Here is a 13382-nt window from a genome sequence, read left to right as displayed (position 1 = left end):
AACCGCACCCCCAGGTTGGTCGCTTGCCAGCCTGGACTGCGACACCACCCGCCCCGGCGGCGGTACGCCGGCCAGCAGCTTCACCACCGATCTGGGCAGCGGCGCGATCTCCATCGACCTCGCCGAAGGCGACATCGTCACCTGCACCTACACCAACACCCGCCGTAAGCCGACGCCGAGCCCCACGCTGAGCCCGAGCCCCGGGCCACCCTCGCCCAGTCCGAGCCCCACACTGCCGGTAGACCCGCCGGTCGACTCCGCGCGTCCCGGAGGGGTCGTCACATCTGGCGCGGGTCACCTGCCGGAAGTCCGCCCGCAGGTTCTTCCGGCTGGCCAGGCCGCCCAGCGCGGTGGACTGGTAGTCGAGGTTGAGCCAGACCGTGCCGTCGTCCCGGTCGATGGGCTGGCCGGCCGGCTGGGCAGCCTGGTCGACGGCGCGTCGGGGCGCTCCGGGTATCCCGTCGAGACGGGCCAGGATCGGCTGCGCAACCTCGGTGACGTCGTCGATCAGAAAGGCGTTGATCCGGGACAGGCACACCTGCGGTCCGCTGCTCGTGCACACCAACGTCACGGCGGCCGGGTCGGCCTGGAGGCGATGGGTGCCCGGGCCGGTGATGATCGGCACGGTGGCGGCGACGGCGAGTCCGCCGGCCAGCAGGGCTGCTCGCCGCTGCCGCGCGGCGGCGGCGAGCAGCAGGACCGTCAGGGCCACCAGCCAGGCGGCCTGCAACGCGGTGACCCGGCCGGGGACGAGTGAGTACACCGCCCAGCCGCCGTAGACCGGCGAGAGCCACGCGGCGGACGTGCCGTCCCAGTAGACGACGATGGCCAGGCCGAGGTAGGTGGCGAGGCCGGCGATCGGGGCGGCCACCCGCAGCGGAACAAGCCGGCCGACGAGGACGCCGACCGCAGCGGCGGCGGCCAGGGCGAGGACACCGACGGCCAGCGTCCACCACCAGCCTCCACCGGTGTAGGTCGCAACCCGGGAGACCAACACCGCCGCCCCGGCGAACGCGACCAGCAGTCCGGCAGCACCAGCCACGGTCACCGCGAGCCAGGCCACCACCAGTGGTTGCCAGCCCGGGCGTGGGGTCGAGGCGATCAGCTCGTCGATATCGCGCCGCCGTTCCCGACCGGACTGCCACGCCCCGGCGGCGATCATGAGAGCGCACAGGATCAGCATCGACACCCGCAGGTAGTTCGCGAGACATGCCCACCGGCCGGCCCAGTCATCCGGGTGCACGGCCAGCATCCACACCCCGGCGCCGAACATCGCCACCGCAGCCAAGGGTGCCGTACCCCGGCGCAGCTCCACCCTCAGCGCGCGCCTCACCGCGATGCCGTCCGCGCACCACGCAGCACCGCCGAGTAGCCGCGCTCGATCGGGGAGTCACCGCTGTCGCCGTCCTCACCCGCGGCGATCAGCTCGTCGGGCCGGCCGGTGAAGACCAGCCGCCCGCCGTCGACCAGGTTAACCCGGGTGCACGCCGCCACGACGTCCTCCACCAGATGAGTGCTGACCAGCACGACCGTGTCGAGGCCCAGCTCCCGCAGCAGCGTCCGGAACTGCACCCGCTGCTCCGGGTCCAGACCAGCGGTCGGCTCGTCCAACAACAGCAGCCGCGGGTCGTTCACGATCGCTTGGGCGATTCCGGCACGGCGCAGCATCCCGCCGGAGAGGTGCTTCATCCGGTCGTCGGCGCGCTCCAGCAGGCCGACCCGCTCGATCGCCCGGTCCACCGCCAGCGCAATCCGCGCCGCCGGCATCTCCCTCAGCCAGGCGAAGTACTCGACGAACTCTCGCACCGTGAAGCGCGGGTAGAACCCGAACGCCTGGGGCAGGTAGCCCAACTGGCGGCGTGCCTGCCGCAACGCCGAGGGATCACCGATGTGGTGGCCCAGCAGCCGGATGTCCCCCCGGTCGGGGCGCAGCACCGTGGCCAGGACCCGCATCAGGGTGGTCTTGCCGGCGCCGTTCGGGCCGAGCAACCCATGCACCCCCACACGGAGATTGAGGTCCAGGTCGTCGAAGACGATTCGCTTGCCGTAGCTGACCCGCAGGCCGTCGACGCTCACCGTCGTCATGCCGGTTGCCTCCCCACCCGTTCCCGACGCACATAAACCACCACTACGGCGACTGCGGTGACGCCCAGCCACCCCGGGACGCCCGACACCAGGACCGCCGCACGGCCGACCGGCGGCGCCAGCACCACCACCGCCCACACCCCCGACACCAGGAGCGCGGCGTGCGCGGGCTCGACCAGCGAGCCGAGCGCCAGCGTCAGGACCGTCAACGCGATACAGGGAAGCAGCCACAGCCCCGGCGTACCGATGCCCGTCACCGCGCCGGCCAGGACCGCGACGGGCGCGGTGACCGCGAGGACCGCCAGCGTGCGCCACAGCACGATCCGCAGCCCACCCTGTGGTGCCCCTGCGATCAGCTCGTGCAGCGGATCAGTGCGCGGCCCGTACGACAGGGCCGTACCGACAACGGGAAGCGCGGGTGCGATCAGCAGAAGTAGCCACGGCGGGACCACCGTCGGGCTGACCGCCAACCCTGCGGTGAGGACCCCGGTGACGGCCACCGCCAGCAACCACGCCGCCCGCGCCGCGGGTCCCGCACCCACCAACACCCTGAGCCGCCGCCACCGGGTCGCCGGCCGCAACCGCCCCTGCGTTGGCAACCGGCCGCCCAACGCCACCGCAACCGCCTCCACCACCAGAGTCGTGGACGCGTCCGATGCGATGCTCGTCCGGCAGGCCGCGCAGCGGTCGAGATGCGCCTCCACCGACCACGCGTCCACGTCCGCGAGGTCGCCATCGGCGTACGCCGCCTGCACCCCGGCGTCGACGTGGAACCCGGTCATGACAGGGCCTCCCTCAACTCGCGGCGTGCCCGCATCGCCCGGGTCTTCACCGTGCCCTCCGGCACCCCCAGCAAGACCGCCGCCTCCCGCACCGTCAGGCCGTCCAACACCGTCGCCTGCAACACCGCCCGCAACTCCGGAGCCAACCGGTGCAACGCACGCTCCAACTCGGCGTCATACGCACCGGCCAAGACCTCGTCCTCCGCCGACGGCGACCATGCCAACACCTCGTCGCCCGGCGCCCCCACACTCTGCGGACGGGCCAACGCGCGCCGCCGCGCGTCGATCAGCCGACCGGCGGCCACCGACCACAGCCAGCCCACCGCCGCACCGTCCCGGCGGTAGCCGGCCGCGGCCCGCCACACCGTCAGGAACGTCTCCTGCAGCACCTCCCGGACCAACTCCGGATCCCGGCACCGGCGGCGCAGACGCAGCACCAACCACGGCGCGGTACGCGCATACAGCACGTCGAACGCCCCGCGGTCACCCTTCCCGACGAGGCGCAACAACTCCTCGTCGTCCACGTCCATCACGCAAGGTTAGGACGCAGCACTCGGCGAAACGGTTCTCTGCGCCGCGCCACACGCATCGCGGACACCGATGACGGTCTCCGTTGTCTACGCTGCTCCCATGGCAGCGTGTCCCGAGCTGACCAGGCCGCTCCCCCACGTGGGGTCCGGTCACGGTCTCTCCGGGGCAACCCCGGGGACGCGATACTCACCTCGGCACCACACCACAGGTGCGTCGGCACGCTCCGCGAGCCTGTGCACCCGCACGACCGGGCATCGTCGGGACACGCTGCCACCACCGGCCCGATCGTGACCACCATTAACGCCCTCGCCACCGCGCTCGCCGACGCGTTCCTCGCCGGCAACGGCTGGCGCCGCGCCGATCTCGTCGACCAGGGTGGGCTCGTCCTCGGGATCCGGCGGCGATGGCTATGGCCGGTCGCCGACGCGGTGCTGGTCGCCTACCCGCGCCCACCCACCGACCGGCCACGCGAGCTCGCCGAGTTCCTGAGCACCTTCGACCCGCTCCGTGCGGCAGTCGCCACCGCGCGCCAGCACCAGCGGCCGATCGTCATCCGTACGCGACCCGTGACGCCGACCCGCACCATCCGCCGCCCCTGGCACACCCCCGTCATCGACACCGTCGGCGACCTGGCCGCGATGCTCGACCTGAGCACCGAGCACCTCGACTGGTACGCCGACCGACGGGCCATGAACCGCCGCGCCACCGCCCACCGGCTGCACCACTACCACTACCGCTGGACCGACCGGGGCCGTCTTATCGAGGCACCCAAATCACGGCTCCGCGCCCTGCAACGCCGGCTGCTCACCGAAGTCCTCGGCCCCATCCCGGTCCACCCCGCCGCCCACGGCTTCGTACCCGGCCGCTCCGCACACACCTTCGCCGCCACCCACACCGCACAACCGGTCGTCGTCCGCATCGACCTGCTCGCCTTCTTCACCCACATCCCCGCCACACGCGTCCACGGACTGCTCCGCACCGCCGGCTACCCCGAGCCCGTCGCCCACAACCTCACCGGCCTTTGCACCAACCGCACCCCGAACCTCGTTCTCCGCCGGGCACCCACCGGCCTACCCCACCGGGCCACCCGACTCGCCCCGCTGCGCACCGGCCACCTGCCACAAGGCGCGCCCACCTCCCCCGCACTGGCCAACCTGTGCGCCTACCGACTCGACCGACGCCTCACCGGCCTCGCCGACGCCTTCGACATCACCTACACCCGCTACGCCGACGACCTCGCCTTCTCCGGCGACCTCACCACCCGCCGCATCCACGACCTGATCACCGCCGTCACCGACATCGCCCGCGACGAGGGCTTCCAAGTCCACACAGCCAAGACCCGCGTCCGTAGCCGAGCCGCCCGACAACTCCTCGCCGGACTCGTCGTCAACCACCACCCCGCCACACCACGCGACGAATACGACCAACTCCGCGCCATCCTCCACAACGCCGCCCGCACCGGCCTTCCCATGCAGAACCGGAACGGCCACCCCGACTTCGCTCAATACCTCACCGGACGAGTCCTCTGGATCGGCCAACACCACCCCGCTCGCGCGGCAAGACTCGCCGCGCTGCTGGCCGCAGCACGTTCCCATCCGTGACGGAAAGTCGGCTCGCGCCTCCGATATACGCCGCCGGAAGGACATTCGGTCGTGGGGTGCGAGGGTGGACCTCGCACCCCACGACTGGGGCGTCGACCAGCCTGCCGACCTGGCCGTCGACCGCGCGGGCGACGCCAACGGGATTCACCCCCGAGGTGCGGGAACTGACCGCGCCCGGTTGGCAACTGGCCACCGAGGCACCGCTGTACTCGTTCCTGCCGGTGGTGTGGCGGCGCGGACCTCGACGCAGTCCTCGACCAGGCCGGGGACGTGAAAAAGCAACAGGGTTGGCGGCGATGACCTCCTCCCGACCACATTGCAGGATGATCGTTCTGCTCGGCACAACGCGTAAAGCGTCCTAGGACAGGAGGGTCAGTTGATGATCTCCCTGTACGACCTCAGTCTTGTTCAAGCCGCAGGTCTAGCTGCCGCTGCGGCCCTGCCGCATCGCCCATGAGAGCCGCCGTCCGGCGGCGCCTGCCGCTGGCAGGGTCCTCGTCGCCGGTGGTGCGGGCGTCGAGGACCCTGCGCTCAGCTTCCCTCTGCCGGTGGCTGGCCTGAGGTGGCGGCGACGAGCAGGGACAGCTCCCGGACCAGGTCGTCCATGGACTGGCCGCTGCTGGCCCGGACCAGCCCGAGGGCCAGGTCGGCGAGCAGGTAGAACCCAAGGGTACGGGCCTGCTCGCCGGGGAACGCGGCGAGCAGTTCCTCGGCGCCGGCGAGGTCACCGCGGTGCTTAGCGGCGATGACCCCGGCGGCGCGTTGGAGTAGTTCCGCCGCGGCGGGGGTGGTGTCGTCCACCAGGTCAGATCTTCGGGCTCGTCGCGCGGGCGGCGTCGAATCGGGCGATCACGTCGGACCAGTTGACCAGGTTCCACAGTCGGTCGACGTAGTCCGGGCGCACGTTGCGGTACTGCAGGTAGTAGGCGTGCTCCCAGGCGTCGAAGACCAGCAGCGGGGTGGTGCCCTGGCCGACGTTGCCGTGGTGGTCGTAGACCTGCTCGACGATCAGCCGCCGCCCGAGCGGCTCCCACGCGAGGACGCCCCAGCCGGAACCCTGCACGCCCTTGGTGGCCGCGGAGAGTTGGCCGGCGAACGCGTCGAAGGAGCCGAAGTGCTCGTCGATCGCGGCGGCGAGGTCGCCGTCGGGGCGGTCGCCGCCGTCCGGGGACAGGTTGCCCCAGAAGATCGAGTGCAGCACGTGCCCGGACAGGTTGAACGCGAACGTCTTCTCCAACCCGACGAGCGTGGCGAAGTCGCCCTTCTCGCGGGCCTCGGCGAGCTTCTCCAGGCCGTCGTTGGCGCCTTTGACGTACGCGGCGTGGTGCTTGCTGTGGTGCAGCTGGAGGATCTCGCCGGACATGGCCGGTTCCAACGCGCCGTAGTCGTAGGGCATGTCGGGCAGGGTGTAGAGCGCCATCAGGGAATCCTTCCGGTGATGCTGCCGTAGTTTGGTTGTTGCCATTATCTTGCAACAAGGTGGCGGTTGTCGTGAGGAGCGGGGATTGATCACATCGCCTGTCGACCGGGTGAGCGCCGTGCTGGATCGGCTGCGCCGTGCCGGTCTTCGTACGACACTCGCGCGTCGCGGCGTCGTCGACGCGCTCGGCGAGGCCGCCGGCGAGCGTCGGCATCTGCGCGCCGCCGAGGTGCATCAGCGGCTCACCGGTCGAGGACTGGCGGTGGAGCTGTCCACCGTGCACCGCGTGCTCACCCACCTGGTGAAGGTCGGTGCGGCCCACACGGTGCCGGTCGGTGGGACGGCGACGTTCGGGTTGGCCGACCTGCCGCACCATCACGCGGTGTGTCAGGGCTGCGGCGGCATGCGCCAGCTGGCCGCCTCGGCGGTGGCGGGCACGGTCACGGCGGCCCGGGCGGTCGACATCGAGGTGGATCCGGACGGGGGTAACGGCGGGGTGGTCGTGTACGGGCGGTGCGCGCCGTGCCGCGGCAGGATCACCTGACCGCAACGGCTGGTCGCACGGCCGTGCCCCGCCCCCGCGAGCACCGGACGGACCCCACCGATCGCGGTGAGTTGACGGCGCTGGCGGTGTGCCTGGCCAACACGCGGTTCGACGACACCACCCGGATACGCGCCGCGGTAACCCGGTGGCCGGGCCTGGGCGACGGGCTCACGTCGACCGGCCTCGCGGTGTTGGGGACGGCGGGCCGGCAGCTTCGCGCGGTCTTCGTCGACGCCGCCGCCGGCCGCGACCGGGAGGCTGTCGACCGGCTCAACCGGCTGCTCACCCGGCACCGGCTGCGGCCGGTCATCTCCGGCGCCAGCCCGTCGGATCGCCATCTGCACGTCGCCGCGGTGGGCAGCGACGCGGCGGTGGAGTATGTGGCGGCGGCGGTGTGGGCGCTCGCGGTGTTCCTGTGCGAGCAGGGCGTCGACCGGTTGAAGGTGTGCGCCGAACCGGGGTGCGGCGCGGTGTTCCTGGACGGCAGCACGAACCGGCGTCGCCGGTTCTGCTCGCCGCGCTGCGCCACCCGCACGCACGTGCGGGCGCACCGCGCGCGGCGGCGTGTCACCTGACGGCGGTCAGATGATCGTGGCGAGCGCGGTGAGGATCTCCTCGGCGGTGCGACCCGAGGCTCCGCCCTGCGCCAGACGGGCGGTGCCGCCGCCGCGCCCGTCGAGGGCGGCCTTGACCAGGTGTACGGCGCTGAGCGGGTCCGATGTCGCCGCGGTGGTGGCGACGACCAGTCGAGTGTTGCGCGGCGCGGACGCGGCGACCGCGACCACGCCGGGCTGATCCTGGGGCAGCGCGGCGCGGATCAGCTCGGCGAGCTGCCGTGGGTCCTCGCCGTCGGCGGCGACGACGCCGACGTGGCGGGTGCCGTTGACGCGTACCGCGTCGGCGGCGAGGCGTCGGGCGCGCTGCGCGGTGAGCTCTCGGGCGAGCTGGTCGGCGCGGCGTTCCGCGGCCTTGGCGCGGTCGAGCAGCGCGCCGACGCGCTCGGGCAGGTCTTCGCGCGGGGCCTGCAGCTGCGCGGCGAGCTGGGTGACGAGGTCACGTTCCCGGGCGAGGTAGCGCAGCCCGTCGAGGCCGACGACCGCCTCGACGCGGCGGTGACCGGCGCCGACGGACGACTCGCCGGTCAGCGCGAGCAGGCCGATCTGGCTGGAGTGGGCGACGTGGGTGCCGCCGCACAGCTCCCGGGACCAGGCCCCGCCGATCTCGACCACCCGGACCTGCTCGTCGTAGGTCTCCCCGAACAGGGCCAGGGCGCCGAGGTGGCGGGCTCGCGTCAGCGGCATGACCTGCGCGGTGACCGGGAGGTCGTCGCGCAGCGCCTGGTTCGCGACGTCCTCGACCTCGCTGCGGGTGGCCGCGGACAGGCCGCCGGGCCAGGCGAAGTCGAGCCGCAGGTAGCCGGGCCGGTTGTAGGAGCCGGACTGCAACGCGGTCGGGCCGAGGACCTGCCGCAGCGCGGCGTGCAGCACGTGGGTGCCGGAATGCGCCTGTCGGGCACCGAGGCGCCAGGTCGCGTCGACGTGCGCGGTCAGGCGGGCGCCGACCGTCAGGTGCCCGGCGGTGACGCGAACCTGGTGGGCGACGAGCCCCTTGACCGGGCGCTGCACGTCGATCACCTCGCCCGCGCCGTCGTGGCCGGTGAGGTGCCCGACGTCGGCGGCCTGCCCGCCGGACTCGGCGTAGAACGGGGTGACGTCGAGCACCACGGTGACGATCTGTCCCTCGGACGCGACGGGCACCGGTTCGCCGTCGGTCAGGATCGCCACGATCGTCGACTCGGTCGTCAGGTCGGTGTAGGCGCGCCAGTCCGTCGGGCCCGTCGTGTCGACGATCCGCCGGTAGGCAGACAGGTCGGTGTGTCCGGTCTTGCGGGCCTGCGCGTCGGCCTTGGCCCGGCTGCGCTGGTCGGCCATCAGCCGACGGAAGCCGTCCGCGTCGACCTGCAGGCCCTGCTCGGCCGCGATCTCCAGGGTCAGGTCGATCGGGAAGCCGTACGTGTCGTGCAACTGGAACGCCTTGTCACCCGAGAGCGCCGGCTTCCCCGCCGACTTCGTCTCCGCGATCGCGGTGTCCAGGATCGTGGTCCCGGCACGCAACGTCGCCAGGAACGCGTCCTCCTCGGCGTACGCGTACTGGGAGATCCGGCCGAACTCCTCGGCCAGCTCCGGGTACGACGGCGCCATGCAGTCGCGCGCCACCGGCAGCAGCTCCGGCAGCGCCCGGTCCTGGTAGCCCAGCAGCCGCACCGCCCGGATCGCCCGGCGCATGATCCGCCGCAGCACGTAGCCACGGCCCTCGTTCGACGGGGTCACGCCGTCGCCGATCAGCATCAGCGCGGTGCGCACGTGGTCGGCGACCACCCGCAGCCGCACGTCGTCCGGGTGCGACTGGTGGGCCGCGTGACCCGAGTGCGCGCCGTAGCGCTTGCCGGTCAGCTCGGCCGCCCGGTCCAGGATCGGCTTGACCTCGTCGATCTCGTAGAGGTTGTCCACACCCTGCAGCAGCGAGGCCATCCGCTCCAGGCCCATGCCGGTGTCGATGTTCTGCGCCGGCAGGTCGCCGAGGATCGGGAAGTCCTCCTTGCCAACGCCCGGACCGCGCTCGAACTGCATGAAGACGAGGTTCCAGAACTCCAGGTAACGGTCCTCGTCGACCTCCGGACCACCCTCACGGCCGTACTCCGGGCCACGGTCGTAGTAGAGCTCCGAGCACGGGCCGCACGGGCCGGGGATGCCCATCGACCAGAAGTTGTCGGCCTTGCCCCGGCGCACGATCCGCTCCGCCGGCACCCCGGTGGCGCGCCACATGTCGTACGCCTCGTCGTCGTCCAGGTAGACCGTCGCCCAGACCCGCTCCGGGTCCAACCCGAACCCGCCCGCCTCCACCGACCTGGTGGCCAGGTCCCAGGCGAGCGGGATCGCCCCGGACTTGAAGTAGTCACCGAACGAGAAGTTGCCGTTCATCTGGAAGAACGTGCCGTGCCGGCTGGTCTTGCCGACCTCGTCGATGTCCGGCGTCCGGATGCACTTCTGCACGCTCGTCGCCCGCTGGAAGGGCGGGGACTGCTGGCCCAGGAAGTAGGGCACGAACTGCACCATGCCCGCGTTGATGAACAGCAGATTCGGATCGCTGATGGCGGGCAGCGGAGCCGACGGCACCACGACGTGCCCGTTCGCCTCGAAATGGGCGAGGAACCGCCGCCTGATCTCCGCCGTCCGCATGCCACCCATCCCTTGCTGCAAAGTCTTGGCAATTGCATAGTATGAGCAACTGTGCAGACCTCGACCGGCACCCCACGACCCATCACCCGATACGGCACCCCGGTGCTGCACCGCCGCTGCGCCGAGGTGACCGTCTTCGACGACGCCCTCGCCCAGCTCGTCGCGGACATGTTCGCCAGCATGCACGCCGCCCACGGCGTCGGGCTGGCCGCCAACCAGATCGGCGTCGACGCCCGGATCTTCGTCCTCGACTGCCCCGACGCCACCGGCGCCCACACGACCGCCCACGTGATCAACCCGGTCCTGCACCTACCCGACCAGCGGGACCTCGCCACCGACAGCGAGGGCTGCCTCTCCGTACCCGGCCAGTACGCCGAGGTCACCCGCCCGGCCACCGCCGCCGTCACCGGCGTCGACCTGCACGGGCAGCCCGTGCGCATCGACGGCACCGGCACCCTCGCGCGCTGCCTGCAACACGAGGTCGACCACCTCGACGGCCTCGCCTACGTCGACCGGCTCCCCGCCCGCACCCGCAAGCGACTGCTCGCCGCCGCGGCCGAACACCCCGGCGTCGGCGCCGGCGTCGGGCAGGCCTGAGCGGTGCCGGTCGTCCTCGGCATCGAGACGTCCTGCGACGAGACCGGAGTCGGCATCGTCGCCGACGGCGTCCTGCTCGGCGACGCCCTCGCCACCAGCATGGACGAACACGCCCGCTTCGGCGGCGTCGTCCCCGAGATCGCCGCCCGCGCCCACCTGCACGCCATCACCCCGATGGTCCGCCACGCCCTCGACCGCGCCGGCCTCGGCTTCGCCGACATCGACGCCGTCGCCGCCACCGCCGGCCCCGGTCTCGCCACCGCCGTACAGGTGGGCCTCGCCGCCGGCAAGGCCTACGCCCTCACCCTCGGTGTCCCGCTCTACGGCGTGCACCACCTCGCCGGCCACGCCGCCGTCGACATCCTCGACCACGGCCCGCTACCCGCGCGCAGCGTCGCCCTGATCGTCTCCGGCGGCCACACCAGCCTCCTACTTCTCGGCGACCTCGCCCGCGACCCAGTCGTCCACCTCGGCGACACCGCCGACGACGCCGCCGGTGAAGCCTTCGACAAGGTCGCCCGCCTGCTCGGCCTGCCGTACCCCGGCGGCCCGGCAATCGACGCCGCCGCCCGCCACGGCGACCCCACCGCGATCGCCTTCCCCCGCCCCATGACCGCACCCGGTGACCCGCCCTACCGGTTCTCCTTCTCCGGCCTGAAAACCGCCGTCGCCCGCTGGACCGAACGCCACCACGGCCCCCTGCCCGTCGCCGACATCGCCGCCTCCTTCCAGGAAGCCGTCGCCGACACACTCACCCGCAAAGCCGTCGCCGCCTGCCGCGACCACGACATCGACACCCTGCTGCTCGTCGGCGGCGTCGCCGCCAACAGCCGCGTGCGCGCCCTCGCCCAACAGCGCTGTCACGCCGCCGGCATCACCCTGCGCGTGCCCGCACCCCGACTCTGCACCGACAACGGCGCCATGATCGCCGCCATCGGCGACCTCCTCGTCCGCGCCGACGTCGCGCCCTCACCACTGATCCTCGGCGCCGACCCGAACGCCGCCCTGACCCGCGCCACGATCCCGTGCGCCGGCCGGCACTGGTGAGCACGACGCTCAGGTAGTCGGCGTGAGCGCCGCCCCACCCGGTGACGGCATGTCAGCCAACGGCCAGCCGGACGCCGAGTGCGATGAACGCGACCGCGCAGAGCCGGTTGATCCGCCGCGACCACCGCTGGTCGGCCAACCGGTAGGCGAGCCTGCCGGCGCCCGCGCCGAGGGTGACGTCGACGGCGAGTTGCACGGCGACGAACAGGGCGCCGAGCAGGACGAGCTGCGCCGTGGCGTCACCGGCGGCGGGATCGACGAACTGGGGCAGGAACGCCACGCTGAACAGGATCATCTTCGGATTGAGCAGGTTCGTCACCAGTCCACGCAGGAAGGCCCGCCCGGGCGACGCGCCGCGGTCCGGATCGTCGGCGGTGACCGGATCGCGCCGACACGCGGCCCGGACCCCCAGGACGATCAGATACGCGGCGCCGGCCCATCGGATGGCGGTGAACAGGACCGGTGACGCGCTGATCACCGTGGCCAGTCCCCCGACCACCGCGGCGACGTGCACGGCTTCCCCGGCGGCGACGCCGAGCGCGGCGACGACCCCGGATCGGGCGCCGTAGCGGGTGGCGTTGGCCAGCACGAACATCATGTCCGGGCCGGGCGTGACCATGAGGACGACGATCGCGGCGAGATAGCCGGCGAGCGCCGCAACGGACAGTCCGAGCACCGTTCAGCCCTCCCCGGCGCCGTCGAGCAGGGCCCGGCGCAGCGCCAGCCGGTGCTCCCGTCGGATCTGCGCCTCCCGGTAGCGTCGCCGGTCCCCGTCGGTCTGCGGCAGCAGCGGTGGGACCGCGCGGGGGTCGCCGTGGTCGTCGACGGCCACCATCACCAGGTGTGCCGTGGCCACGTCGACCGGGGGCACCGCGCGGTCCCAGCGGTCCGCGCTGACCTTCACCGCCACCTCCATCGAGCTGCGGCCGGCCCAGGTGATCCGCGCGTCGACGTGGACCACGTCACCGACGCGGACCGCGCGTAGGAAGGCGGTCTCGTCGATGGCTGCGGTGACCGCCGGGCCGTCGGAGTGGCGGGCGGCGACGACCCCGGCGACCGAGTCGATCAGGTTGAGGATCCGGCCGCCGTGCACCGTACCCATCAGGTTGGTGTGGTGCTGGTCCATGATCTGCGACAGGGTCAGGTGTGAGTTCCCCCCGCTTTGATGGAGCGGTGGTTACCTGCTGCCGGCTGGCGCAGGAGTGGCGATAGGTGGTCGACGAATTTTCGCTCATGCCGCAGAGGTAAAGACCATGTTAGTTCATGCGATCAGGATGGGACATCCCACTGTCCGGCCCTGTAGACGCCCTGCCAGTACTCCTCGTGGGAGACCGTGAAGTCATGGGCCCTGGTTCGCCGCAGGAAGTCGTACCGTTCGTAGAACACGTCAAGCGCTCGCTGGAGGCTGCACTCCTCGGCCGCGCGAATTGCCCGTATTGCCGTGGCGATGCGCCGTTGCACGATCAGATCGTCGATCGGCTGCCGAGCGTTCACGAGACTGCCTTTCAGCACGACTATGAGGGTGCGACTCAGTGG

The 13382-nt window shown here is 72.1% G+C and carries 14 protein-coding genes and 1 pseudogene; 5 read left to right on the top strand and 10 right to left on the bottom strand.

Annotated elements, in window-relative coordinates:
- Positions 1-295: 295 nt before the first annotated feature.
- The 4 genes and pseudogenes from O7618_RS32180 to O7618_RS06145 form a co-directional block, all read right to left on the bottom strand.
- Positions 296-1333: pseudogene (locus O7618_RS32180) on the bottom strand (hypothetical protein); the annotation flags it as partial.
- Positions 1330-2085 carry an ABC transporter ATP-binding protein gene (locus O7618_RS06155; RefSeq protein WP_278104987.1) on the bottom strand — a complete coding sequence of 252 codons (756 nt, stop codon included), beginning with the start codon at positions 2083-2085 and terminating at the stop codon, positions 1330-1332. The gene O7618_RS06155 and the pseudogene O7618_RS32180, both read right to left, overlap by 4 nt.
- Positions 2082-2867: a zf-HC2 domain-containing protein gene (locus O7618_RS06150; protein WP_278104986.1), complete on the bottom strand. Its 786-nt coding sequence runs from the start codon at positions 2865-2867 to the stop codon at positions 2082-2084. The genes O7618_RS06155 and O7618_RS06150 overlap by 4 nt, the downstream gene beginning before the upstream one ends.
- Positions 2864-3400, bottom strand: coding sequence for an RNA polymerase sigma factor (locus O7618_RS06145; RefSeq protein WP_278104984.1), 537 nt, complete (start codon positions 3398-3400; stop codon positions 2864-2866). Before O7618_RS06145 ends, O7618_RS06150 begins: the two co-directional genes overlap by 4 nt.
- 285 nt (positions 3401-3685) lie before the next feature.
- Here O7618_RS06145 and O7618_RS06140 point away from each other — a divergent pair, with 285 nt between their 5' ends.
- Positions 3686-4999 (top strand): reverse transcriptase family protein, encoded by a 1314-nt coding sequence (locus O7618_RS06140; RefSeq protein WP_278104983.1) that lies wholly within the window; start codon positions 3686-3688, stop codon positions 4997-4999.
- Positions 5000-5530: 531 nt separating this feature from the next.
- Here O7618_RS06140 and O7618_RS06135 read toward each other — a convergent pair.
- The gene (locus tag O7618_RS06135; protein ID WP_278104981.1) at positions 5531-5800 is read right to left on the bottom strand and encodes a superoxide dismutase; all 270 of its coding nucleotides are present in this window, start codon (positions 5798-5800) and stop codon (positions 5531-5533) included.
- 4 nt (positions 5801-5804) lie between these two features.
- Positions 5805-6419 carry a superoxide dismutase gene (locus O7618_RS06130; RefSeq protein ID WP_278104980.1) on the bottom strand — a complete coding sequence of 205 codons (615 nt, stop codon included), beginning with the start codon at positions 6417-6419 and terminating at the stop codon, positions 5805-5807.
- Between the two features lie 85 nt (positions 6420-6504).
- On the opposite strand from O7618_RS06130, the gene O7618_RS06125 reads away from it, so the two are divergent.
- The gene (locus tag O7618_RS06125; protein WP_278104979.1) at positions 6505-6963 is read left to right on the top strand and encodes a transcriptional repressor; all 459 of its coding nucleotides are present in this window, start codon (positions 6505-6507) and stop codon (positions 6961-6963) included.
- Positions 6942-7538, top strand: a complete 597-nt coding sequence (locus O7618_RS06120) for a CGNR zinc finger domain-containing protein (RefSeq protein WP_278104978.1) — start codon at positions 6942-6944, stop codon at positions 7536-7538. Before O7618_RS06125 ends, O7618_RS06120 begins: the two co-directional genes overlap by 22 nt.
- A gap of 6 nt (positions 7539-7544) precedes the next feature.
- Here the strand turns inward: O7618_RS06120 and alaS are convergent, their stop codons facing one another.
- Positions 7545-10202 (bottom strand): alanine--tRNA ligase, encoded by a 2658-nt coding sequence (gene alaS / locus O7618_RS06115; protein ID WP_278104977.1) that lies wholly within the window; start codon positions 10200-10202, stop codon positions 7545-7547.
- A gap of 81 nt (positions 10203-10283) precedes the next feature.
- On the opposite strand from alaS, the gene def reads away from it, so the two are divergent.
- Together def and tsaD are read left to right on the top strand one after the other, a co-directional pair.
- On the top strand, positions 10284-10799 hold the full coding sequence (def, locus tag O7618_RS06110; RefSeq protein WP_278109931.1) for a peptide deformylase: 516 nt from the start codon (positions 10284-10286) through the stop codon (positions 10797-10799).
- Positions 10800-10802: 3 nt separating this feature from the next.
- The gene (tsaD, locus tag O7618_RS06105; protein WP_278104976.1) at positions 10803-11846 is read left to right on the top strand and encodes a tRNA (adenosine(37)-N6)-threonylcarbamoyltransferase complex transferase subunit TsaD; all 1044 of its coding nucleotides are present in this window, start codon (positions 10803-10805) and stop codon (positions 11844-11846) included.
- Positions 11847-11898: 52 nt separating this feature from the next.
- On the opposite strand, the gene O7618_RS06100 is transcribed toward tsaD, so the two are convergent.
- From O7618_RS06100 to O7618_RS06090, 3 genes are all read right to left on the bottom strand, one after another.
- On the bottom strand, positions 11899-12522 hold the full coding sequence (locus tag O7618_RS06100; protein ID WP_278104975.1) for a LysE family translocator: 624 nt from the start codon (positions 12520-12522) through the stop codon (positions 11899-11901).
- A 3-nt stretch (positions 12523-12525) separates the two neighbouring features.
- Positions 12526-12972: an acyl-CoA thioesterase gene (locus O7618_RS06095; RefSeq protein ID WP_278104973.1), complete on the bottom strand. Its 447-nt coding sequence runs from the start codon at positions 12970-12972 to the stop codon at positions 12526-12528.
- 143 nt (positions 12973-13115) lie between these two features.
- Positions 13116-13358, bottom strand: a complete 243-nt coding sequence (locus O7618_RS06090) for a hypothetical protein (protein WP_278104972.1) — start codon at positions 13356-13358, stop codon at positions 13116-13118.
- Positions 13359-13382 lie beyond the last annotated feature (24 nt).

The organism is Micromonospora sp. WMMD980 (assembly GCF_029626035.1).
Taxonomy (GTDB): Bacteria; Actinomycetota; Actinomycetes; order Mycobacteriales; family Micromonosporaceae; genus Micromonospora.
Note: the sequence above shows the minus strand (reverse complement) of the source record. Positions and strands in the feature narration are given on the sequence as shown.